The sequence below is a fragment of the Enterobacter cloacae complex sp. ECL352 genome, assembly GCF_020149545.1.
GTDB classification, from domain to species: Bacteria; Pseudomonadota; Gammaproteobacteria; order Enterobacterales; family Enterobacteriaceae; genus Enterobacter; species Enterobacter asburiae_B.
This window is the reverse complement of sequence record NZ_CP083709.1, coordinates 2,957,114-2,979,708: the sequence shown is the minus strand read 5'-3', so window position 1 is coordinate 2,979,708 and position 22,595 is coordinate 2,957,114. Positions and strand designations below refer to the sequence as shown.

22 protein-coding genes and 1 other annotated feature are annotated in these 22,595 nt (G+C 56.1%); of the genes, 6 read left to right on the top strand and 16 right to left on the bottom strand.

The genetic code is table 11. The annotated features are described in order from the left end of the window. Positions 1–68: 68 nt before the first annotated feature. Together mog and tal are read right to left on the bottom strand one after the other, a co-directional pair. On the bottom strand, positions 69–656 hold the full coding sequence (mog, locus tag LBF07_RS14520; RefSeq protein ID WP_094934499.1) for a molybdopterin adenylyltransferase: 588 nt from the start codon (positions 654–656) through the stop codon (positions 69–71). Between the two features lie 110 nt (positions 657–766). Further along, positions 767–1,720: a transaldolase gene (gene tal, locus LBF07_RS14515; protein WP_023310342.1), complete on the bottom strand. Its 954-nt coding sequence runs from the start codon at positions 1,718–1,720 to the stop codon at positions 767–769. Between the two features lie 262 nt (positions 1,721–1,982). Between tal and LBF07_RS14510 the strand changes: the two genes are divergently transcribed. Then, positions 1,983–3,413, top strand: a complete 1,431-nt coding sequence (locus tag LBF07_RS14510) for a sodium:alanine symporter family protein (protein WP_094934498.1) — start codon at positions 1,983–1,985, stop codon at positions 3,411–3,413. A gap of 66 nt (positions 3,414–3,479) precedes the next feature. After that, positions 3,480–4,253, top strand: a complete 774-nt coding sequence (gene yaaA, locus LBF07_RS14505; RefSeq protein WP_039260860.1) for a peroxide stress protein YaaA — start codon at positions 3,480–3,482, stop codon at positions 4,251–4,253. 31 nt (positions 4,254–4,284) lie between these two features. Here yaaA and LBF07_RS14500 read toward each other — a convergent pair whose 3' ends face one another. The 7 genes from LBF07_RS14500 to yjjY form a co-directional block, all read right to left on the bottom strand. Next, entirely contained in the window at positions 4,285–4,587 is a 303-nt protein-coding gene (locus tag LBF07_RS14500) for a DUF2502 domain-containing protein (RefSeq protein ID WP_039260862.1), read from the bottom strand. A gap of 256 nt (positions 4,588–4,843) precedes the next feature. After that, positions 4,844–6,130, bottom strand: a complete 1,287-nt coding sequence (thrC, locus tag LBF07_RS14495; RefSeq protein ID WP_064673211.1) for a threonine synthase — start codon at positions 6,128–6,130, stop codon at positions 4,844–4,846. A gap of 3 nt (positions 6,131–6,133) precedes the next feature. After that, positions 6,134–7,063 (bottom strand): homoserine kinase, encoded by a 930-nt coding sequence (thrB, locus tag LBF07_RS14490; RefSeq protein ID WP_032660770.1) that lies wholly within the window; start codon positions 7,061–7,063, stop codon positions 6,134–6,136. Between the two features lies 1 nt (position 7,064). Next, positions 7,065–9,527, bottom strand: coding sequence for a bifunctional aspartate kinase/homoserine dehydrogenase I (gene thrA, locus LBF07_RS14485; protein WP_039260867.1), 2,463 nt, complete (start codon positions 9,525–9,527; stop codon positions 7,065–7,067). 24 nt (positions 9,528–9,551) lie between these two features. After that, positions 9,552–9,668: a sequence feature (Thr leader region), on the bottom strand. Beyond that, entirely contained in the window at positions 9,607–9,675 is a 69-nt protein-coding gene (gene thrL, locus LBF07_RS14480) for a thr operon leader peptide (RefSeq protein WP_015572623.1), read from the bottom strand. Its footprint overlaps the feature before it by 62 nt. Positions 9,676–9,886: 211 nt before the next feature. Continuing rightward, positions 9,887–10,573 carry a tRNA/rRNA methyltransferase gene (locus tag LBF07_RS14475; protein WP_033144591.1) on the bottom strand — a complete coding sequence of 229 codons (687 nt, stop codon included), beginning with the start codon at positions 10,571–10,573 and terminating at the stop codon, positions 9,887–9,889. A gap of 399 nt (positions 10,574–10,972) precedes the next feature. Beyond that, on the bottom strand, positions 10,973–11,113 hold the full coding sequence (yjjY, locus tag LBF07_RS14470; RefSeq protein ID WP_085928893.1) for a protein YjjY: 141 nt from the start codon (positions 11,111–11,113) through the stop codon (positions 10,973–10,975). A 95-nt stretch (positions 11,114–11,208) separates the two neighbouring features. Between yjjY and arcA the strand changes: the two genes are divergently transcribed. Further along, positions 11,209–11,925 carry a two-component system response regulator ArcA gene (gene arcA, locus LBF07_RS14465; protein WP_003856501.1) on the top strand — a complete coding sequence of 239 codons (717 nt, stop codon included), beginning with the start codon at positions 11,209–11,211 and terminating at the stop codon, positions 11,923–11,925. A 45-nt stretch (positions 11,926–11,970) separates the two neighbouring features. On the opposite strand, the gene creD is transcribed toward arcA, so the two are convergent. The 4 genes from creD to creA are packed head-to-tail and all read right to left on the bottom strand — an operon-like array spanning position 11,971 to position 15,978. Beyond that, positions 11,971–13,323, bottom strand: coding sequence for a cell envelope integrity protein CreD (gene creD / locus LBF07_RS14460; protein WP_094934496.1), 1,353 nt, complete (start codon positions 13,321–13,323; stop codon positions 11,971–11,973). Positions 13,324–13,379: 56 nt separating this feature from the next. Beyond that, positions 13,380–14,804, bottom strand: a complete 1,425-nt coding sequence (gene creC, locus LBF07_RS14455) for a two-component system sensor histidine kinase CreC (protein ID WP_094934495.1) — start codon at positions 14,802–14,804, stop codon at positions 13,380–13,382. Beyond that, complete coding sequence (gene creB / locus LBF07_RS14450) at positions 14,804–15,493, bottom strand: two-component system response regulator CreB (protein ID WP_112778041.1); 690 nt, start codon at positions 15,491–15,493, stop codon at positions 14,804–14,806. Before creB ends, creC begins: the two co-directional genes overlap by 1 nt. A 14-nt stretch (positions 15,494–15,507) precedes the next feature. Then, the gene (gene creA / locus LBF07_RS14445) at positions 15,508–15,978 is read right to left on the bottom strand and encodes a protein CreA (RefSeq protein ID WP_023334448.1); all 471 of its coding nucleotides are present in this window, start codon (positions 15,976–15,978) and stop codon (positions 15,508–15,510) included. Positions 15,979–16,189: 211 nt separating this feature from the next. On the opposite strand from creA, the gene robA reads away from it, so the two are divergent. Beyond that, positions 16,190–17,059 carry an MDR efflux pump AcrAB transcriptional activator RobA gene (gene robA, locus LBF07_RS14440; protein WP_033144587.1) on the top strand — a complete coding sequence of 290 codons (870 nt, stop codon included), beginning with the start codon at positions 16,190–16,192 and terminating at the stop codon, positions 17,057–17,059. Here the strand turns inward: robA and gpmB are convergent. Continuing rightward, the gene (gene gpmB / locus LBF07_RS14435; protein WP_023310332.1) at positions 17,056–17,703 is read right to left on the bottom strand and encodes a 2,3-diphosphoglycerate-dependent phosphoglycerate mutase GpmB; all 648 of its coding nucleotides are present in this window, start codon (positions 17,701–17,703) and stop codon (positions 17,056–17,058) included. The genes robA and gpmB overlap by 4 nt on opposite strands. Before the next feature lie 50 nt (positions 17,704–17,753). Between gpmB and yjjX the strand changes: the two genes are divergently transcribed. Further along, complete coding sequence (gene yjjX, locus LBF07_RS14430) at positions 17,754–18,269, top strand: inosine/xanthosine triphosphatase (RefSeq protein ID WP_023334447.1); 516 nt, start codon at positions 17,754–17,756, stop codon at positions 18,267–18,269. 27 nt (positions 18,270–18,296) lie between these two features. Here the strand turns inward: yjjX and trpR are convergent, their stop codons facing one another. Both trpR and sltY read right to left on the bottom strand, forming a co-directional pair. Next, positions 18,297–18,626: a trp operon repressor gene (gene trpR, locus LBF07_RS14425; protein ID WP_039260875.1), complete on the bottom strand. Its 330-nt coding sequence runs from the start codon at positions 18,624–18,626 to the stop codon at positions 18,297–18,299. 55 nt (positions 18,627–18,681) lie between these two features. After that, on the bottom strand, positions 18,682–20,619 hold the full coding sequence (gene sltY / locus LBF07_RS14420) for a murein transglycosylase (protein WP_094934493.1): 1,938 nt from the start codon (positions 20,617–20,619) through the stop codon (positions 18,682–18,684). A gap of 227 nt (positions 20,620–20,846) precedes the next feature. On the opposite strand from sltY, the gene ettA reads away from it, so the two are divergent. After that, the gene (ettA, locus tag LBF07_RS14415) at positions 20,847–22,514 is read left to right on the top strand and encodes an energy-dependent translational throttle protein EttA (protein WP_047060206.1); all 1,668 of its coding nucleotides are present in this window, start codon (positions 20,847–20,849) and stop codon (positions 22,512–22,514) included. Positions 22,515–22,595: the final 81 nt, after the last annotated feature.

The following is a 22,595-nucleotide window of genomic DNA, read 5'->3' as shown; positions in this document are numbered from 1 at the left end:
AAATTACTATACCGTAAAAGCTTTACCACGCTATCGCCGCTTCAGCTAATGTCACATATTGGTTAATTTCAGGAGATTGTTTCGCGAGGTGCGTTTTTCGGGCGAAAAGCTGCTACCACTTTCTCATCGGTTTCCACATAGGGGCCGTCAAGGAGCTGTATACAATACGGTACACTTGCAAAGATGCCGTGAACGAGGACGCTGCCATCTTCCGCTTTCAGCCCTTCCAGCGTCTCTTTGATCGACTTCGGCTGCCCCGGCAGGTTCAGAATCAATGCCTGTTTGCGGATTACGCCCACCTGACGGGAGAGAATGGCCGTCGGGACAAAGTGTAGACTTATCTGGCGCATCTGCTCGCCAAAGCCCGGCATTTCACGATCGGCAATCGCCAGCGTTGCGTCCGGCGTCACGTCGCGGCGCGCGGGGCCGGTTCCGCCCGTCGTCAGAACAAGGTGGCAGCTCATCTCATCCACCAGCTCGCAGAGCGTCTGCTCGATGATCGGCTGTTCGTCAGGGATCAGGCGAGTCTGGACCTCGAACGGGGTGGTCAGCGCACTGCCAAGCCACTCTTCCAGAGCGGGGATGCCTTTATCCTGGTAAACACCGCTGGAGGCGCGGTCAGAAATCGACACTAAGCCGATGCGTAAGGTATTCATATCCATTCCATTCAAAAAGTACTGATTAAAGGGAATGATACACGCAGAGAGGAGATTCAGACAGGGTACGAAAGAAGTCGCGTGACCGGGAGCCCGGTCACGCAGAATGATTACAGCAGGTCGCCGATCATTTTTTCCAGTTTGCCCTGGTCAACAGCAAACTTACGGATACCGTCCGCCAGCTTGTCTACAGCCATTGGATCCTGGTTGTGCTGCCACAGGAACTCGGATTCAGTGATGCGCTCTGGGCGTGCTTTCACTTCACCGGTGTAAGACAGCTTACGCTCGATGGTACCTTCGCTTTCTGCCAGCTCTTTCAGCAGCGCAGGGGCGATGGTCAGGCGGTCACAGCCAGCCAGCTCGATGATTTCACCGACGTTACGGAAGCTTGCGCCCATAACTACAGTCTCATAGCCGTGCTGTTTGTAGTATTCGTAGATTTCAGTAACAGAAACCACGCCTGGATCTTCAGCCGGCGCGTACTCTTTCTTATCGGTGTTGGCTTTGTACCAGTCCAGAATACGGCCCACGAACGGAGAAATCAGGTATACGCCTGCTTCTGCACATGCACGCGCCTGCGCGAAGGAGAACAGCAGGGTCAGGTTACAGTTGATACCGTCTTTTTCCAGCTGCTCTGCCGCGCGGATACCCTGCCAGGTAGAAGCCAGTTTGATCAGGATACGGTCGTTGCTGATGCCTGCATCGTTGTACATTTTGATCAGACGTTTCGCTTTGGCGATAGACGCTTCGGTGTCGTAGGAGAGACGTGCATCCACTTCGGTAGAGATACGGCCAGGAACCAGCTTCAGGATTTCCAGACCGATGTTCACTGCCAGTTTGTCGGTGGCATCCACAACCTGCTGCGCGCGGTCGTTGCTCTGTGCTTTCGCCCAGGTCACTGCGTCGTCAATCAGTTTGCGATACTCAGGGATCTGTGCGGCGTTAAGGATCAGAGAAGGGTTAGTTGTGGCATCCTGCGGCTGGTACAGCTTCATTGCCGCGATATCTCCGGTGTCAGCTACGACAGTGGTGAACTGACGAAGGGAGGTCAATTTATCCGTCATGATAGTGTTTCTCTTTTAACGTGCCCTGGATAATTCACGCTACCGACAGCATGCCTGCAGCGGAAAAATGACAGGTTTACTTGTTAGGGGGATGTAACCGGTCTGCCCTGATGATAACACGACGGAGGGGTAGCGCAACCGCAGACAGTGCGCTTAGGTAGAGTATGGTAAACTCGGAAGATTAACAGGCTGCTAAGCAACAGCATGCCCAATCAGTGGTAGCGCTTACATATTCACTTTGGCATCAACAAGAGGGACGTTAATGCCTGATTTCTTTTTCTTTATTAACGAAGTCCTGTGGGGTTCGATAATGATTTACCTGCTTCTGGGAGCAGGTATTTGGTTTACGCTACGCAGTGGGTTTATCCAGTTTCGTTATATTCGCAAGTTTGGCAGAAGTCTGAAAAACAGCGTTACGCCCCAGCCGGGCGGATTAACGTCGTTCCAGGCACTCTGTACCAGCCTGGCGGCACGCCTCGGCAGCGGGAATCTGGCGGGCGTTGCGCTGGCCATCAGCGCCGGCGGGCCAGGCGCGGTCTTCTGGATGTGGGTGACGGCGCTACTCGGAATGGCCACCTCCTTTGCCGAAAGTTCGCTCGCCCAGCTGTATAAAGAGAAAGATAAAAACGGCCAGTTTCGCGGCGGTCCTGCCTGGTACATGGCGCGTGGCTTGGGTATGCGCTGGATGGGCGTTCTGTTCTCGCTTTTTTTACTGCTCGCATACGGCCTTATTTTTAATACCGTCCAGGCAAATTCTGTCGCCAATGCCCTGCGCTATGCCTTCTCCTGCCCGGAGTGGGTCGCCGGTATTGCTTTAGCCCTCGTCGTTCTACTCACCATTTCTGCCGGTCTCAGGGGCGTTGCCCGCCTGATGCAGTGGCTGGTTCCCGTTATGGCGCTGCTTTGGGTGGTCGCGAGCCTGTTCGTCGCCGCCCTGCATATCGACCAGGTGCCTGGCGTGATTGCGACCATCGTCAAAAGCGCTTTTGGCTGGCGCGAGGTGGCCTCCGGGGCGCTGGGCTATACCTTCAGCCAGGCGCTGATGGCGGGTTTTCAACGGGGAATGTTCTCCAATGAAGCCGGAATGGGGTCAACCCCCAACGCGGCCGCTGCCGCCTCTTCCTGGCCGCCGCACCCGGCGGCACAGGGCATTGTGCAGATGATTGGCGTCTTTACCGATACCATTATCATCTGCTCCGCCAGCGCCATGATTTTGCTGCTGGCAGGCCCCGTCCCGCACTCCTCAGGAACCGCCGGGATACAGCTTCTCCAGCAGGCGCTGGTGAACCTGACCGGCGGCTGGGGTGCAGGTTTTGTCTCGCTCGTCCTGGTGCTGTTTGCCTTCAGCTCGATTGTGGTGAATTACCTCTACGCCGAAAATAACCTTATTTTCCTGAAGCTCGACTCCCGTACCGCAATCGGAGCCCTGCGGCTCGCGGTCATTCTGATGATCATCGCTGGCCCCTTCCTCAGTATGCCGCTGGTCTGGCAGCTGGCCGATATCATTATGGCGCTAATGGCGATCACGAACCTCACCGCTATCCTGCTGCTCTCGCCCGTTGTGACCCTGATTGCCAGAGACTATCTGCGTCAGCGCAAACTCGGCGTTCCGCCGGTATTTGATCCCGCCCGCTATCCCGATATTAAGGCGCAGCTTGCCCCCGGCACGTGGGATGATTTGCCGCGGCAATAACAGCTATCGATCAATTCAGGGCGATTTTTTGCTAAAGTCGCTCTAAATTTCCTGCAAGGACTGGATATGCTGATTCTGATTTCACCTGCAAAAACGCTCGACTACCAGAGCCCGCTCGCCACCGAGCGCTATACCCAGCCTGAACTGCTGGACTACTCGCAACAGCTGATCCGCGAAGCGCGTAAGCTCTCTGCGCCGCAAATCGCCTCGCTGATGAGCATCAGCGACAAGCTGGCCGATCTTAACGCGACCCGCTTTCACGAGTGGCACCCGGATTTCACCCCGGCTAACGCTCGCCAGGCGATTCTGGCGTTTAAAGGTGATGTCTACACCGGCCTGCAGGCGGAAGATTTTAGCGAAGCCGATTTCGATTTTGCCCAGCAGCATCTGCGCATGCTGTCGGGTCTGTACGGCGTACTGCGCCCGCTGGATCTGATGCAGCCGTATCGTCTGGAGATGGGGATTCGCCTGGAAAATGCCAAAGGCAAAGACCTGTATCATTTCTGGGGCGATATCATTACCGACAAGCTGAACGCGGCGCTGCACGCTCAGGGCGATAACGTGGTGATTAACCTGGCATCCGACGAATACTACAAGTCGGTGAAGCCGAAAAAGCTGGATGCGGAGATTATCAAGCCGGTGTTCCTCGACGAGAAGAACGGTAAGTTCAAAGTGATCAGCTTCTACGCTAAGAAAGCGCGCGGCCTGATGAGCCGCTACATCATCCAGAACCGCCTGACGAAGCCGGAGCAGTTAACCAAATTTAACAGCGAAGGCTATTTCTTTGACGAGGCGTCGTCGGGGAAAGGCGAGCTGGTGTTTAAGCGCCACGAGCAGTAAAACAAACCCCGCCAGCTGGCGGGGTTTTGCATTAATGGTGTTTCCAGTCCGGGCCGCGATCGTCGCGGCGGTCATCGTGGTGATGGTCATCGTGACGATCGTCGTGTTTACGATGCTCATCATGTGGGCGCCAGTGGTTATCACGCCAGTCATAATGCGCCTTCCACCAGTCGTGGTCGCGCCAGCGGCCGCCGTCCCAGTAATGCCCGTTGTTATCCTGGTCGCCAATCTGCAGTTTGACCGCCGGTACGAGGGTAATTTCAGATGCCTGAACCGCCATGGGGGCGGCCAGCACCAGTGAAAGCGCGATGAGTGCAGGTTTCAGTGTAGACACAGGTGACTCCTTATTCTTCTTGCCCAACGTGGGCCGATGTAAGGAGAGTACGCGAGGGGAACGGGGGATGTTATTCTCTGCAATCCTAAACGCTAAGTGACCGCATTTATTGGGAATTTCTGCTTTTTTCCTGCTTTTTCTCTCCTTAATTTCTCCATAAAAAAGCCGGGTGGTGGCTTCACCTTACCCGGCCTACGATTAGGTCGTCGTGGTCGTTGTAGGCCCGGTAAGGCGTAGCCGCCACCGGGCAACACAATCACGCGCGCGTCATCATCAGCTTACGCAGCGCGGCAAAATCCGCGGGCAGCTCATGTGACAGCAGCGGCAGGTCGGCGCGCTCGGCCAGCTCTTTCGGCAGCGGCAGCGTTTCGCCCAGGATCGCTTCCACGCTCTCTTTGAACTTCGCCGGATGCGCGGTGCCCAGGAACAGGCCATATTCACCCGGGTTAAGCTGGTCGCGCAGCGCGCGGTAGGCAATCGCCGCGTGCGGTTCAGAGATATACCCCACCGCTTTCATCTCGCGCATGGTCTCTTTGGTGGTTTCATCCGTCACCGCGGCGTAACCCAGGTCACCCAGACGCCAGATCTTACGGCGGAACAGCTCTTCCACGCGCGGCCAGTTGTTCGGCTGTGACACATCCATCGCGTTGGAGAGCGTCGCCTGCGTGGCGTTCGGTGCCCACTTCCCGTCTTTCAGGAAGCGCGGCACGGTGTCGTTGGCGTTGGTCGCGGCGATAAAGCGTTTCACCGGCAGACCCAGGGATTTCGCCAGCAGACCTGCAGTCAGGTCACCGAAGTTACCGCTCGGCACGGAGATCACCAGCTGGTTGCGCGCTTCCTGCGGCAGCTGCGCCACCGCTTCGAAGTAGTAGCAGATCTGCGCCAGCAGACGGCTGATGTTGATGGAGTTGGCAGAGTTCAGACCCAGGGCCACCTTCAGCTCTTCGTCGTCGAAAGCCTGCTTGACCAGCGCCTGGCAGGCATCGAAATCACCGTCGATCGCCACGGTTTCAATGTTGCCGCCGAGCGTACAGAACAGTTTTTCCTGCAGCGGGCTGATTTTGCCTTTCGGATAGAGGATCACCACGCGGACGTTTTTCAGTCCGTAGAAGGCATGCGCCACCGCCGCACCGGTATCGCCGGAGGTCGCGGTCAGGATGGTCACCGGTTTGTCGCCGCTGATGTGGGTCAGCATCTGCGCCATAAAGCGGCCGCCGAAGTCTTTAAACGCCAGGGTCGGACCGTGGAACAGCTCCAGGCAGCCAACGTCAGGCTCAACCTGCTTCACCGGCGCCGGGAAAGCGAACGCCGCACGCACGCGCTCTTCCAGAAGCTCCTGCGGAATTTCGTCGCCGATAAACGCAGACAGAATTTTGGTGCTGCGGGTGACGAAGTCCTGTTTCAGCAGCTCATCAATCTCGGTCAGCTGGAATTCCGGCAGGTCATGCGGGAAGAACAGCCCCTGATTTTTGCCCAGCCCCTGAGTTACCGCCTGCGCGAAGCTGACCTGCTCGTTATGATCTTTAAGGTTATAGAGTTTCATTAATTATCCCAGTACTCGTGCGCCAGCCGTGTCCAGACGGCAAATATGAACAAAGCCTTCCTGATTTTGCAGGTAGTGTTTAGAGAGCCAGTCCGCCACGCGCTGCGCGGTGTCAGGCTTGTCGCACAGGGCGAACAGCGTCGGGCCGGAGCCGGAGATGCCGCACGCCTGCGCGCCGATATCCATCGATGCCTGTCGCGCCTCGTTAAAGCCGGGCAGCAGCTTCGTGCGGTAAGGCTCGGCAATGACGTCCTTCATCAGCTTCGCCGCCAGCTGCGGCTGACGGGTGTAGCAGGCGTGAATAAAGCCCGCCAGATGACGCCCGTGGGCGATACAGTCCTGGCGACGATACTGCGCGGGCAGGATCGCACGCGCTTCCGCGGTAGAGACCTTAATGCCCGGATAGGCCAGCACCCACAGCCACTCATCAAACCCTGGCACCTGCTGGCTGATGATGCCATTTTCTTCGATCATCAGCTGCATGCCGCCGAGGAAGCACGGCGCCACGTTGTCATAGTGAATGCTGCCGGAGATGCGCCCTTCCAGCTCGCCCATCAACCCCAGCAGGCGGTTGTTGTTCAGCGGCTTGCCGCAGTGCTCGTTCATCGCCACCAGCGCGGCGACCACCGAACAAGCGCTGGAACCCAGCCCCGAGCCAATCGGCATACTTTTTTCCAGCGTCATGGCAACCGGCACGTTTTTGCCGATCTCCTGACAGAAGCGTTCCCAGCACTGATAGACGATATTTTCGCGCGGCTCAGACGGCAGTTTGCTGGCGAAGCGGCCCACGTTGTTCAGGCTGAAGCTGTCTGCCGCTTCCACCGTGACCGTATCGCCCAGCAGTGAACCATCCACCGGCGTCACCGCCGCGCCCAGCACGTCAAATCCGACGCTCATATTCGCGCTGGAAGCCGGGGCATAAACTTTGACCATGTTAAACTCCTAACTTCCATGACAGGGTACGCAGCAGATCGGCAAACACACCCGCCGCCGTAACATCGTTCCCTGCGCCATAGCCGCGAAGCACCAGCGGCAATGGCTGATAATAGTGGCTGTAAAACGCGAGGGCGTTTTCGCCGTTTTTAACTTTGTACAGCGGGTCGTTGCCATCCACTTCGGCAATCTTCACCCGGCACACGCCATCTTCTTCAATGTTGCCAACATAGCGCAATACCTTACCTTCATCACGGGCTTTCGCAACGCGCGCGGCAAAAGCATCGTCAAGCTGCGGCAAATTTGCCATGAAGGCAGCGACATCACCGCTGCTGTCAAATTCTGCCGGCAGCACGGGTTCTATCACGATATCGGAAAGCTCAAGCTCACGGCCCGTTTCACGTGCCAGAATCAGCAGCTTACGCGCCACGTCCATACCAGAGAGATCGTCACGCGGATCCGGCTCGGTATAGCCCAGCTCGCGCGCGGCGCGGGTCGCGTCCGAGAGGCTCATCCCCTCATCCAGCTTGCCGAAGATAAACGACAGCGAGCCGGAGAGAATGCCGGAGAAACGCTGCAGTTCGTCGCCCGCGTTCAGCAGGTTCTGCAGGTTCTCGATAACCGGCAGGCCCGCGCCCACGTTGGTGTCGTACAGGAACTTGCGGCGCGACTTGCTCGCCGCCAGACGCAGCTGGTGATAGTAATCCATCGACGAGGTGTTGGCCTTTTTGTTCGGCGTCACCACGTGGAACCCTTCGCGCAGGAAGTCGGCGTACTGGTCGGCCACCGCCTGGTTCGAGGTACAGTCGACAATCACCGGGTTAAGCAGATGATACTCTTTCACCAGACGGATCAGGCGGCCCAGGTTGAACGGCTCTTTCGCCTCGTTCATCTCGGCCTGCCAGTTCTCCAGGTTCAGACCGTGAACGTTGGTGAGTAGCGCTCTGGAGTTGGCAATCCCGCAGACGCGCAGATCGATATGTTTCTTCTTCAGCCACTCCTGCTGACGCTTCACCTGCTCCAGCAGCGCGCCGCCCACACCGCCGACGCCAATCAGGAACAGTTCGATAACCTGGTCGGTGTTGAACAGCATCTGGTGAACCACGCGTACGCCGGTGGTGGCGTCATCGTTGTCCACAACAACGGAAATTGAACGCTCTGACGAGCCCTGGGCAATCGCCACGATATTGATATTGGCGCGCGCCAGCGCGGCAAAGAACTTGGCGGAAATACCACGCAGCGTGCGCATGCCGTCGCCGACCACGGAGATAATCGCCAGGCGTTCCTGAATGGCGAGCGGCTCCAGCAGCTCTTCTTTGAGTTCCAGATAGAACTCCTCCTCCAGCGCGCGACGGGCGCGCAGGCAGTCAGCCTGCGGCACGCAGAAGCTGATGCTGTATTCGGAAGAAGACTGGGTAATCAGCACCACCGAGATACCGTTGCGGGACATAGCCGCAAAGACGCGCGCCGCCATGCCGACCATCCCCTTCATCCCCGGGCCGGAGACGCTGAACATCGCCATGTTGTTCAGGTTGGAGATGCCTTTGACCGGCAGACCGTCTTCATCGGTACTCGCGCCAATCAGCGTACCCGGCGCCTGCGGGTTACCGGTGTTTTTAATCAGGCAAGGGATCTGGAACTGGGCAATCGGGGAGATGGTACGAGGGTGAAGCACTTTGGCGCCGAAGTAGGAAAGCTCCATCGCTTCCTGGTACGACATCGATTTCAGCAGTCTGGCATCGGGTACCTGGCGCGGGTCACAGGTATAAACGCCGTCGACGTCAGTCCAGATCTCACAACAGTCCGCGCGTAAACAGGCGGCCAGCACGGCGGCGGAGTAGTCGGAGCCGTTACGGCCCAGCACCACCAGCTCGCCCTTCTCGTTACCGGCGGTGAAGCCTGCCATCAGGATCATATGGTCAGAAGGAATTTTGCTTGCGGCGATACGGCGGGTTGATTCGGCAATATCAACGGTGGATTCGAGGTAGTGGCCCACCGCCAGCAGTTTTTCAACCGGGTCGATCACGGTCACGCTATGTCCGCGCGCTTCCAGCACGCCGGCCATGATGGCGATAGAGAGTTTTTCGCCCCGGCAGATCAGCGCCGCGTTGACGCTGTCCGGGCACTGGCCGAGAAGGCTGATGCCGTGCAGGACGTGTTTGATTTGTGCGAATTCCTGCTCAACGAAGGACTTCAGCTGAGCGTGCGGGAAGCCAGGCAGCGCCTCTGCCAGCCCTTGCAGCAAGTCAGCGAAGATACGCTCTGCGTCGCTGATGTTCGGGAGTGCATCCTGGCCACCGATGGTTTTTTCAATCATCGCCACCAGATGGTTCGTGATTTTTGCCGGGGCAGAGAGCACGGTAGCAACCTGCCCCTGCCTGGCATTGCTTTCCAGGATATCGGCAACACGCAGAAAACGTTCTGCATTTGCCACTGATGTACCGCCGAACTTCAACACTCGCATGGTTCTACCTCGTTTCCTTTAGCCGAAAAAAAAGCCCGCACTGTTCAGGTGCGGGCTTTTTTTGTTTTTCCTGTACGCGTCAGCCCGCATCGTTACCTGTGGTAATGATGATGGTTGTAGTAATGGTGGTGATGCTGATGCGTTTCATGGATGTTGTGTACTCTGTCATTATTATCTGTCTGTCCTGTATTCTTTTAGGGTTAAAGGATCGGGCACCTTAAGTCAACGAATTTTTAATTTGATCACAATTCGGGAGACTCTCACGTCCCGCTGTTTGCAGATTTATTTTCATCCGATTCGCCCAAGTGCAACCCATCAGTACAGACTTATTCACCATAGTAAAAACTTATGACAGGATTTTACTCCGCCAATTTTTTTTCAATATCGTGCAGCAAACGGTGCAGCATTGCGGTGTCCCGCTGCTCAAGACGCCCCAAACGCTGCTGCAGCCAGTCAGCCATTTTTTGATCGTCCGCCACACCCAGCTGAGACAACAGTTGCTCAACGCGAGCGCGCAGCGCAGCCAGCTGATTTTCATTTGCCCCTTCTGCCGGAGGCTGGGGGATTTGTATTAGGGAGGCTAATTGATAGCAATAAACCATGACCGCCTGGCCTAAATTCAGGGAGGGATAATCGGCGACCATCGGCGCACCGGTAAGAACGTCCGCCAGCTCCAGCTCTTCGTTGGTTAATCCGGAATCTTCACGACCAAACACCAGCGCGGCTTTATCCAGCCACTGGCTTTTCTCGCTCAACATCGGCACCAGCTCCGCTGGCGTGGCATAGTAATGGAACTTCGCACGGCTGCGCGCGGTGGTCGCAACGGTAAACGAAATGTCGTGCAGCGCATCAGCAAGCGTCGCGTAAGTGGTTATATTATCGAGGATATCGCCCGATCCGTGCGCGACCCAACGAGCCGCAGGCTCCAGGTGGGCAGCGCTGTCCACGATACGTAAATCGGTGAATCCCATGGTCTTCATGGCGCGCGCGGCAGCGCCTATATTTTCGGCTCTGGCTGGGGCAACCAGTACAATCGACAGATGCATTTATGCTCTCTTTTTAATCAGTTAGCGGGCAAAAATGTGATGCACTTCAACATATTACGCGGCGCGAATTTACAAAAATGCAACACAAATCACCGAAATAGCGTTTCATAACAAATTAAAAACGCTAAACTATTCCTTGTCTGAACAATCAGTTAGAATGTTAACAGAACACTATTATCCCCATGTTTTATAATGATAATAGCGACATGAATACCCTATTCTGATTGGATTCGCTTCGTTTATAAATCAATGTCCGCAACTAGTTGGTTTATTGAAAAATTGTGACAAAGGCTAGCATTCGGCTACGATGATTTCATCAAACTGTTAACGTGCTACAATTGAACTTGATATATGTCAACGAAGCGTAGTTTTATTGGGTGTCTGGTGTCACTTAGCCTGTTATGTTGCTGTTAAAATGGTTAGGATGACAGCCGTTTTTGACACTGTCGGGTCCAAAGGGAAAGTACCCAAGACCAAGCTAATGATGTTGTTGACGTTGATGGAAAGTGCATCAAGAACGCAATTACGTACTTTAGTCACGTTAAGCCGATCATGTTAATTTGCGACATGCATCAGGCAGGTCAGGGACTTTTGTACTTCCTGTTTCGATTTAGTTGGCAATTTAGGTAGCAAACATGCAGACCCCGCACATTCTTATCGTTGAAGACGAGTTGGTAACACGCAACACGTTAAAGAGCATTTTCGAAGCAGAAGGCTACGATGTCTTTGAAGCGACCGATGGCGCAGAGATGCATCAGATCCTTTCTGAAAATGATATCAACCTGGTGATCATGGATATTAACCTGCCGGGCAAAAACGGTCTTCTTCTGGCGCGCGAACTGCGCGAGCAGGCGAACGTCGCGTTAATGTTCCTGACGGGCCGTGATAACGAAGTTGATAAAATTCTTGGCCTGGAAATCGGTGCGGATGACTACATCACCAAGCCGTTCAATCCTCGCGAGTTAACCATTCGTGCACGCAACCTGCTGTCCCGCACCATGAACCTGGGTACGGTCAGCGAAGAGCGTCGTAGCGTAGACAGCTACAAATTCAACGGCTGGGAACTTGATATCAATAGCCGTTCGCTGATTAGCCCGAACGGTGAGCAGTATAAACTGCCGCGCAGTGAATTCCGTGCGATGCTGCACTTCTGCGAAAACCCGGGCAAAATTCAGTCCCGTGCAGAGCTGCTGAAGAAAATGACCGGCCGTGAGCTGAAACCGCACGACCGTACCGTAGACGTGACCATTCGTCGTATTCGTAAGCATTTCGAATCTACGCCAGATACGCCGGAAATCATCGCCACGATCCACGGCGAAGGGTATCGTTTCTGCGGCGATCTGCAAGAGTAATCCCGCAGTTAACGCATTAAAAAACGGCGCATTTGCGCCGTTTTTTTATTTCCAGATCCGCATCGTATCGTTATCAGATGCTGCGGGTGGCTCTGGTCGCTTCGGCTGAGAGAGCGAGTACCAGTCGAAATGCCGGGTCAGGTACATCACCGCGAACAGCGCCAGGGCAAGAACAGCAGAGCCCAGTAGCAATGCGCTGTCCTCTGAGCGCAGCAGGAACCACATCACGACATCCAGTCCGAGTAGTGCCAGCACAAACAGCCCGCTGCGTTTCCAGCTTTTCAGCACGGCCTGCAGGTACATTCCGTTCATCGCTGCGCCAACCAGGCTTGCAACAACCCAGGCTGGCGTAAACCCGATGTGTTCAGACAGCGCCAGCAACACCAGATAGAACAGGACCAGCGACAGCCCCACCAGCAGATACTGCATCGGATGAAGGCGTAATCCGGTTAAGGTTTCGAAGACAAAGAAAGCCATAAACGTCAGCGCAATAAGCAAAATAGCGTATTTAATTGCCCGGTCGGTCAATTGATATTGGTCAGCCGGCGTCGCTACCGTCACGCTAAAGGCCGGGAGCGCCTCCCACTCCGGCGATTCCTTGCCGTAGAACCAGCTCTCAAGGTTATTTGCAAACCAGCTGCTCTGCCAGTTCGCCTGGAAACCAGACTCGCCTATTTGATGCTTAACGGGGAGATAATCGCCCATAAAGCCCGGATGCGGCCAGTTGCTGTTGAGCGTCATCTCGCTATTACGCCCTACCGGCACCACCGCAAAACTGCCGGTTCCCGCAAGGCTGAGGGACATATCAAGCGCAAACGTTTTGGCTTCCAGCGCTTTGTCGGTCAGCGGGATGTGGATCCCAGCAAGCGCACCGTAGACGCCTGAACCGGGTTCCACGCTTAGGGTCTCACCATTGATTTTAGAGATACTAACCGTGCCAATACCCCGCGCGTCGCCAACGCCCGTCACGATAAACGGCTGCCCTGTCGCGATCGTTTCCCCTTTCAACTGCTTCAGCTCTTCGGTATTAAACTGCGCTTTTATCTTCAGGTCCGTGTTCCAGATCTGCCCGTCATAGATACCAATATTTCTCGACTCAACGCGCTGGTTCCCTTCAACAACCAGAGATTCCGGCAGAATGAAATGCATGTAGCTTTTCTTGTATTCGACCTTCTTCTCATCCTCTATCTTGTAAAAGATCTCCGTCATCGGAATCGCAATCATCGGGCCGACCAGTTTTTGCGGTCCGCTGGTACTCTGGCGAAGCGTATTTTCGACATCATTGCGGTAGTTCTCCCGCTCTGATATCAGGTTACTGACCATAAAAAGCGGGACTAACAGCAGCAGGATGCACCCCAGCAGGGTGCTAATTTTCCAGAACAGTGGGGATTTCATCATTACGTCTCCTTTATGATGAGGAGAGCGTAACCAGGCTGTGTGGGGTCAGTTTGAAGTTATGTGAAGGGACGGTGAAGTATCAGCGTGGCCATCACGCCACCTTCATCACGATTACGCAATATAATCTCTCCCTGATGCAGACGCGCCACCTCCTGAACAAACGCCAGCCCGAGCCCGCTGCTCTTCAACCCGTTATCCCGCGGCAGAGAATAAAAGCGTTCAAAAATACGATCCAGCGCGTAATCCGGGATCCCGCTTCCGCTGTCGGTGACGATCAGCTGTATCTGCCCCTGCTCTTCCCGGGCCGCCAGTTCAATGGCGCCGCCCTGCGGCGTAAAATCGATAGCGTTATCCAGTAAATTACCGAGTGCCTGTTCGAGAAGGTCGGGATCGCCTTCAACATGAATCGAAGCGGGCTGAAGGGTCAGTACAATCTCTTTTGCTGCCAACAGCGCCGAGCGCGCGTCGGCAAGACGCGTAAACAGCAGGTCGACACGGACGATCTGAGGCGTAATTTCGACCCGATTTTCAAGACGCGACTGAGTGAGCAGTTTTTCAACCAGCGACTGCATACGCGCGTTTTGCACCAGAATATTATCGATAAACCGCGCGGCCACCTGCGGCGGCGGCTGCTCGGCGAGAATTTCCGCCGCGCCGCGTATGGCGGCGATGGGGCTTTTCAGCTCGTGGGTCAGCGCATGGACATAGTGTTCAATGTAGTTTTTCCCCTCAAGGCGAATGCGCATATTTTCCAGCGCTAGGGCCAGCTTGTGCAGTTCGCTGCTGCCAGGATTAGGCAGCGGGAGAGGCGTGTCCGTGGTCACCGAGTCGGCATAGCGCGATAACGTCGCGATAGATCGATTGATCCACCAGGCGACGAGAAGACCGATCAGCAGGGCAATGCCGAGCAGCGCCCCGCCTGCCCACAGGATCCGCCGCTCGCTGCGATGGATAACCGGAGCCATCGCGCTGTTAGGTTTCCCGACCGACAGCACGCCGATAATCTTGCCCTGCTCCACAACCGGCGCGGCAACATACATCACTGTGCTCTCCGGATCGTCGGGATGGCTTTGCGTACTGCGCGCGCCGTATTCGCCGCGAAGCGTCAGCCAGACATCGTTCCAGCGCGAGTAATCTTGACCCACGGCCAGACCGGCGGAATCAAACACGACGCGGCCCTGCGCATCGGTCATGTAGACGTGGTACTCGTTACGCACTTTATGGATCCCGCCGATATTGGCGCGGAAAGGGCGCTGATGTAGCTGAGAAAAGGCCTGCGCCAGTTTGCCCTGCTGCGCATGGCCCGAAAGCAAATCATCACGCCCAATTTCAGCCAGCAGGGTCGCGGTATCGATTAACGTGCCCTCGGTTGCCCTGCGCACGCCGGGCTTCACTTCCTGAACAAAGATCGACAGCACGAACCACGCGGCGATGGCCACGATCAGGAAATACCCCAGCAGCAGACGCATCCCAATGCGCATTAATACAGCCCCAGGCTATAGCCCATACCGCGATGGGTGCTGATGGGTGACAGTTCCTCGTTCACCGCCCGCAGCTTGGCGCGCAGGGTTTTGATGTGGGTGTCCACGGTACGGTCGAAACTGTCGCCGTCTTCACCCCACACCTTGTCCATGAGCTGCTGACGAGAAAAGACCCGCCCGGGGGCCTGCAACAAGGTTTTGAGCAGCAAGAATTCATAGCGGGTCAGGGGCAGTGCTTCACCGCACCAGCTAATTCGCGCGGCAGGCTCGTTCAGTTCAAACTGCCCGATACGCAACGTTTCTGATGGTGCGACGGATTTCTGCATGCGCCGTAAAATCGTCCGCACCCGGGCGCAGACTTCACGAGGGGAGAAAGGTTTCGCAACGTAGTCATCAGCCCCCATTTCCAGGCCAAGCAGCTTGTCTACCTCATCACTGCGCGCCGTCAGAAACAGCACGGGCAGTGAGGGATGCTGCGCCAGCAGCTGGCGGCAAAGCTCAAATCCACTGATATCCGGCAGCCCGACGTCCAGAATGGCGAGCGCCGGAGCCTGCCGCCGCGCCTCCTCCAGCACGGGTAAACCGCGTTCAAACGCCTTTACCGCGAATCCTTCCTGCTGAAGCATGTAGATCAGCGTATCGGCGATACTGGTTTCGTCTTCAACCAGCCAGACCACAGGTTGTTGCATAGTTCATCCCTGAATTAATGCCACGGCATAATCGGCACCGCGCTGATCGCGTTTTTCGGCGAGCCTTCCACCACTTTGTCGGAATAGGCGAGGTACGCCAGGGTGTTGCGTTTGGCATCATAGAAACGCACCACCTGCAGCTTTTTGAACACCAGTGAGGTCCGTTTCTGGAACACCACGTCGCCCTGCGCTTTGCCGTTTTTAATTTTATCGCTCAACTCAACCGGCCCCACCTGCTGACAGGAAATCGCCGCATCGGAGGTATCTTCCGCCAGTCCCAGCCCGCCTTTGATACCGCCGGTTTTCGCGCGGCTGACGTAGCAGGTGACGTTTTTCACGTCCGGATCGTCAAACGCCTCCACCACGATTTTGTGGTCCGGGCCGAACATTTTGAACACGGTATCGACGGAGCCAATCTGTTCTGCCTGCGCCACGCGCCCGACCATCAGCATCAACGCGGTGAAGATCAAAGTCTTGTATTTCATATTGTTACCATTCTTTAAAATTACACTGAGCGATTATTCAACACTTTAGACAAAAATGTAGCAAGATCACAGGATTAGAATATATCTGCCTGTAATGTGCTCTAAAAAGCATGAATGCGCAAAAAAAACACTGAATGCTAAAACATCAAAAAATGCTATTATCCGCTAACCTGTTATCAGGCACCTGCTGTTTTAAGGATGAGGATAGTATATGGATCAGGCTGGAATTATTCGCGACCTGCTCACCTGGCTGGAAGGTCATCTCGACCAGCCTTTGTCACTGGATAATGTGGCGGCTAAAGCAGGCTATTCCAAGTGGCATCTGCAAAGGATGTTCAAGGATGTCACCGGTCATGCTATCGGGGCCTATATTCGCGCACGTCGTTTATCAAAATCTGCTGTGGCATTGCGCCTGACCGCGCGGCCTATTCTGGATATTGCCCTGCAATATCGTTTCGATTCACAGCAGACCTTCACCCGCGCCTTTAAAAAACAGTTCTCGTTGACGCCAGCGCTTTATCGTCGCTCGCCTGACTGGAGCTCGTTTGGCATGCGTCCGCCGCTGCGTCTGGGCGAATTCGCAATGCCGAAATACGAAATTGTCACGTTGCCTGAAACCCATCTGATCGGCACGACACAAAGCTACTCCTGTTCACTGGAGCAGATTTCAGAGTTCCGTCATCAGATGCGCGTCCAGTTCTGGCGCGACTTCCTGAGCCACGCACCGACGATCCCGCCAATCCTGTATGGCCTCAACGAAACGCACCCAAGCCAGGAAAAAGACGACGAGCAGGAGGTGTTCTACACCACCGCGCTGACGCCAGAGATGGCCAATGGGTATATTCAGGGTTCGAAGCCAGTCGTGCTGGAAGGCGGCGAATACGTGATGTTCGCCTATGAAGGGCTGGGAACGGGGGTTCAGGAGTTTATCCTGACCGTTTACGGAACCTGCATGCCGATGCTGAATCTGAATCGCCGTAAAGGTCAGGACATTGAGCGCTACTACCCGGCGCAGGATGCCAAGCCGGAAGAAGGCCCAATCAATCTGCGTATGGAATTCTTGATTCCGATACGTCGTTAACGCTGCAGTTCGTCAAGCGCAGGGGCATCAAGATGCGAAATGTCCCCTGCCATCTCTACTACCCAGCCCGACGCCAGCCACGCGCTTTCCTGATAATCAATCCGGGAAATGGAGCAGTTGCGCAGGCGCAAACGGCGCTCAGCGTAAGCCGGTAACCCCAGAATGGTGCTCACCAGGCAACCCAACGCAATCCCGTGACTCACCAGCAGCGGACGGCTTCCCGCCGGCAGCTTCAGGCATTCCGCCAGCGCGGCATGCATGCGTACGCTAAGCTCCTGCATGGACTCGCCTTCAGGAATACGGCCATCTTCGGTACCGTTCACCAGCGTGCGGCGCCAGCCCTCCTCCGCTTCCGTCAGCGTATCGATATGGCGTTTCTCCAGCACGCCCATATCCAGCTCGCGCAGGCGCGGCTCCAGCATGACGTCGCAGCCGCAGGCATCTGCGATGATGCGCGCCGTCTGCTGTGTGCGACCTAAATCGCTGGTAATCACGTGGGTAATGCCCAGCGTTCTGGCGCGTTCCGCCACCTGCCACGCTTGCTGCACACCCTTCTCGGTGAGAGGACTGTCTGACTGGCCTTGAATACGTCGCTCGGCGTTCCACTGCGTTTCACCGTGGCGAACAAGGTATACCTGTAACATGCTTTTTTTCCGTTATACTGCGATGAGTTTTTTTTGAATCGAGCTTAATTATGCACCATGTTGTCTCTGCTACCACTAATCCTGCCAAAATTCAGGCAATTCTAAGGGCATTTGACGAGATCTTCGGCGCAGGATCCTGCCATATTGAGGCCATCGGCGTCGAGAGTGGCGTTCCTGAACAGCCGTTTGGCAGCGAGGAAACGCGCGCTGGCGCACGAAATCGCGTGGCAAACGCTAAAGCCGCGGCACCGAATGCTGACTTTTGGGTAGCGATTGAAGCAGGCATCGACGAAGGCGCAACCTTTAGCTGGGTGGTTATCGAAAGCCGCGAGCAGCGCGGTGAAGCGCGTTCGGCCACCCTGCCGCTGCCGGAGATCATTCTGGAAAAAGTCCGTGCGGGTGAAGCGCTCGGGCCAGTGATGTCGCAGTACACCGGAATCGATGAGATTGGCCGTAAAGAAGGGGCGATTGGCGTCTTTACCGCAGGCGCGCTGACGCGTTCAGGCGTTTATCACCAGGCCGTGATTCTGGCATTAAGCCCGTTCCATAACGCGATTTATCGGTAAGTTTTTTGGCCGGATAAGGCAAAGCCGTCATCCGGCGTCTTTCAGCAATACCGCTTCCAGCCACTGGCGCAGCTCAACCGGGGCCGACTTCAGGCTGTTCGAGCCTCGGGTGATCGTTGCAATACCCGCGCCGAGCTCATTTTTCAGCTCGCGCTGGCTCATCTCCCCGCGCAGCAACTCTTCAATGATCCGCACGCGGGTGCCCAGCGCCTCGCGCTCGTCCGGCGTGAGCATCAGCTGCATAAGGGGTAAATGCAGATCCTGTTCGTAAGACTGACGCAGCAGCTCCACAAAACGAAGCCACTCCAGATGACGTTGTTCGGCCATTGCCGAGGAATACGGGGAATGCTGGGTCATGTTATGCTGCCTCTTGTACTCTTTAGCGAGTACAGCATAACACAACCCACGCCGATCAGTAACGTCTCTGCCACTCGGCATCGCTCATCAGGGTATCTTTCTGCCCCATGAAGTAGCGATAGTAAGCGTCATAGGCCAGCACGTTCTTCACGTAGCCGCGCGTTTCCGAGAACGGAATGCTCTCCACAAAAGCCACGGCGTCGATGCGTCCGGCGCTGTTGCCGAGCCAGGTCCGCACGCGCCCAGGACCCGCGTTATACGCCGCAGAAGAGAAGATGCGGTTATTGCCGAACTGCTGATACACGTACTGGAGATAGCTGGTACCGATGTTGATGTTGGTATCCGGATCCAGAAGCTGCGACGGACTGCTGTAGCCCGGAATATTAAACATCTTCACCGTGTGCGTCGCCGTGCCCGGCATAATCTGCATCAGGCCGCTGGCGCCCACCGGGGAACGGACTTTCGGGTTCCACGCGCTCTCCTGACGGGCAATCGCCATCGCGTAGCTTTGCGGGATATCTTTGCCGCTGGTGTAGCGATCGAACAGATCTTTGTACGCCAGCGGGAAACGCTCTTCCAGATGATCCCAAAGCTTGCCGGCGATCGTCGCCTGCACGCTGAGATCCCACCAGTGATTATCAAACGCATAGCGGGCAAGCTGGGCTTTTTCATCGGTGGTGCGGCTGGTCACCAGATTCGCCCACTCGCTGCGCGCGGTGTTATCCATATTCCAGTACATCAGCTCGCGAACGCGCGCCATTTCAGGCCCCTGCGTCAGCGCCGGGTTCGCGTTGGCAGGCGCTTTATCTATACGGAAAGTGTATTCCTCGCCCAGACGCTGCGCGGCAGCCATTGGGTAAAATCCGCGCTGCTGCATCAGCGAATGGAGGATCTCTTTGGCCTCATCATCACGACCGCGCTCCATCAGCAGATCGGCCTGCCAGTAGCGCCATTCGTCTTTCTCTTTGGCCTCCATAGGCAACCGCGCGAGCCAGGTATTCAGCCCACGGCGATCGCCCGTGCCCAGCGCCATGCGCACGCGGCGTTCCACCAGCGACGTGGAGTTCGAACGCATAATGGCATCGTCACGCCAGCGCGCCTGTTCATCGGTCACATCGGTGCCCATCAGTCGCCACGCCACGATGTCGCGCAGCTCCTGGGTTTGCTCCTCATTGAGCTGCTGCGCCTGCACCAGCTGCGGGATCATCAGCCGCGCGTTTTCGACATCGTCACGCGCCACGCTGGCAAAGGCCACCGCCGCCATCTGGCGGGTAAAATCGGTCGCGCCCGTACTGCGGGCAAAGGTCAGGACGCTGTTTGGATCGTTAGCCAGTGAGATAACCGCCGTGGAGATCGTCTGGTAATCGGACGGCATCTGCCCCGCCAGCGTGGTCACCAGACGCGTGTTACCGGCTTTCATCGCCAGACGGATGCGCTCAAGGTAGGACAGGGGATCCTGCTTGCCGGAAGCACGCCACGCGCTAAACAGGGAATCACAGGCGTTCGGCTGGTTTTTTCCGGTCAGCCAGAGCTCTTTAGCTCCGGTCCAGGCCTCTTCCTGCTGGCCGGTCGCCCATTTTGCGTAGTAATAGTTACACTGCGCTTCGGTGGCGTTCGGCTTTTCCGGGCTAAACGCCAGCAGGCCGCGCCAGTCTTCACGACGCGCCAGCTCATTCACAAAACGAGACTGGAGATTTCTGGCAGGCGGCAGGGTCGGGTTCGCCTGAATGAAGTTATTCACGGTGACGGTAGGCTGGTTCATCAGATCGTCGGTTATCTGGCGATACTCCAGATACGGATACAGCGGATAATCCTTTAGCGTCGGCATCAGCGCCTGCACGGTATCCATCTGCTTGTTGTCCCACGCCTGTTTAATCTGGGCGTAGCGGTTACGTTGTTCATCCAGTGAATCGGCATGCACCGCCTGGCTTACCGCCATTACGCATACGCTGGCAGCCAGCAGACGCCAGACCACCCGTTTGGCTTTTTCCACAAGCTCTTCCTCATTGTTTTTTCGTCAATTGCAGCGTCTTGCCACGTTAAAGTCTAATTAACTTATGCTAACCAGGCATCCTTCAACGCGCCACGTCATGGACACTTTTTTACCTTTCCTGCGCGTTTTAACACTCCCGACGTTCCTGGCTGGGATTAGGACGTGAAAAAGGCTACACTTCGAGGCTGAAATTCCTTCTCATTACGATAAAAGAGGCGAAGTCCAACGTGGCTCAATTCGTTTATACCATGCATCGTGTCGGCAAAGTTGTCCCGCCGAAACGTCATATTCTTAAAAATATCTCGCTGAGCTTCTTCCCGGGCGCAAAAATCGGTGTTCTGGGTCTCAACGGTGCCGGTAAGTCCACCCTGCTGCGCATCATGGCCGGCATTGATACAGACATCGAAGGTGAAGCCCGTCCGCAGCCTGGCATCAAGATTGGTTACCTGCCGCAGGAACCTCAGCTGAACCCGGAACACACCGTTCGCGAATCCGTTGAAGAAGCGGTATCCGAAGTGGTTAACGCGCTGAAAGGTCTGGATGAAGTGTATGCCAAATACGCTGAGCCGGATGCGGACTTCGACAAGCTGGCCGCGCAGCAGGGCAAGTATGAAGAGATCATCCAGGCGCACGACGGTCACAACCTGAACGTGCAGCTGGAGCGCGCGGCTGATGCCCTGCGTCTGCCGGACTGGGATGCGAAAATCGCGAACCTCTCCGGGGGTGAACGCCGCCGCGTGGCGCTGTGCCGCCTGCTGCTGGAAAAACCAGACATGCTGCTGCTCGACGAACCGACTAACCACCTGGACGCAGAATCCGTGGCGTGGCTGGAACGCTTCCTGCACGACTTCGAAGGCACCGTTGTGGCGATTACCCACGACCGTTACTTCCTCGACAACGTCGCCGGCTGGATCCTGGAGCTGGACCGCGGTGAAGGCATTCCGTGGGAAGGCAACTACTCTTCCTGGCTGGAGCAGAAAGATCAGCGTCTGGCGCAGGAAGCTTCTCAGGAAGCGGCGCGTCGTAAGTCTATCGAGAAAGAGCTAGAGTGGGTTCGTCAGGGCGCGAAAGGCCGTCAGTCTAAGGGCAAAGCCCGTCTGGCACGCTTCGAAGAGCTGAACAACACCGAATACCAGAAACGTAACGAAACCAACGAACTGTTTATTCCACCTGGAGCACGTCTGGGGGATAAAGTGGTTGAAGTTACCAACCTGCGTAAATCCTACGGCGACCGTCTGCTGATCGACGACCTGACCTTCTCCGTACCGAAAGGCGCTATCGTTGGTATCATCGGTCCGAACGGCGCGGGTAAATCGACCCTGTTCCGCATGATGTCCGGTCAGGAACAGCCTGACAGCGGCTCTATCACCCTGGGTGAAACCGTGAAGCTGGCCTCCGTTGACCAGTTCCGTGACGCGATGGATAACAGCAAAACCGTGTGGGAAGAAGTCTCCGGCGGTCTGGATATCATGCGTATCGGCAACACCGAGATGCCAAGCCGCGCCTATGTTGGCCGCTTTAACTTCAAAGGCACCGACCAGGGCAAACGCGTGGGCGAGCTGTCCGGCGGTGAGCGCGGTCGTCTGCACCTGGCGAAGCTGCTGCAGGTGGGCGGTAACGTTCTGCTGCTCGATGAACCAACAAACGACCTGGATATCGAAACCCTGCGCGCGCTGGAAAACGCCCTGCTGGAGTTCCCGGGCTGTGCGATGGTTATCTCGCACGACCGCTGGTTCCTGGACCGTATCGCGACCCACATCCTGGACTATCAGGACGAAGGTAAGGTGGAGTTCTTCGAAGGTAACTTCACCGAATACGAAGAGTACAAGAAACGCACGCTGGGCGCCGACGCGCTGGAGCCGAAGCGTATTAAGTACAAGCGTATTTCGAAATAAAAGCAAAACGGCAACCTCGGTTGCCGTTTTTTATGTTTGTACCCTCTCCCCGTGGGAGAGGGCCAGGGTGAGGGCATCAGG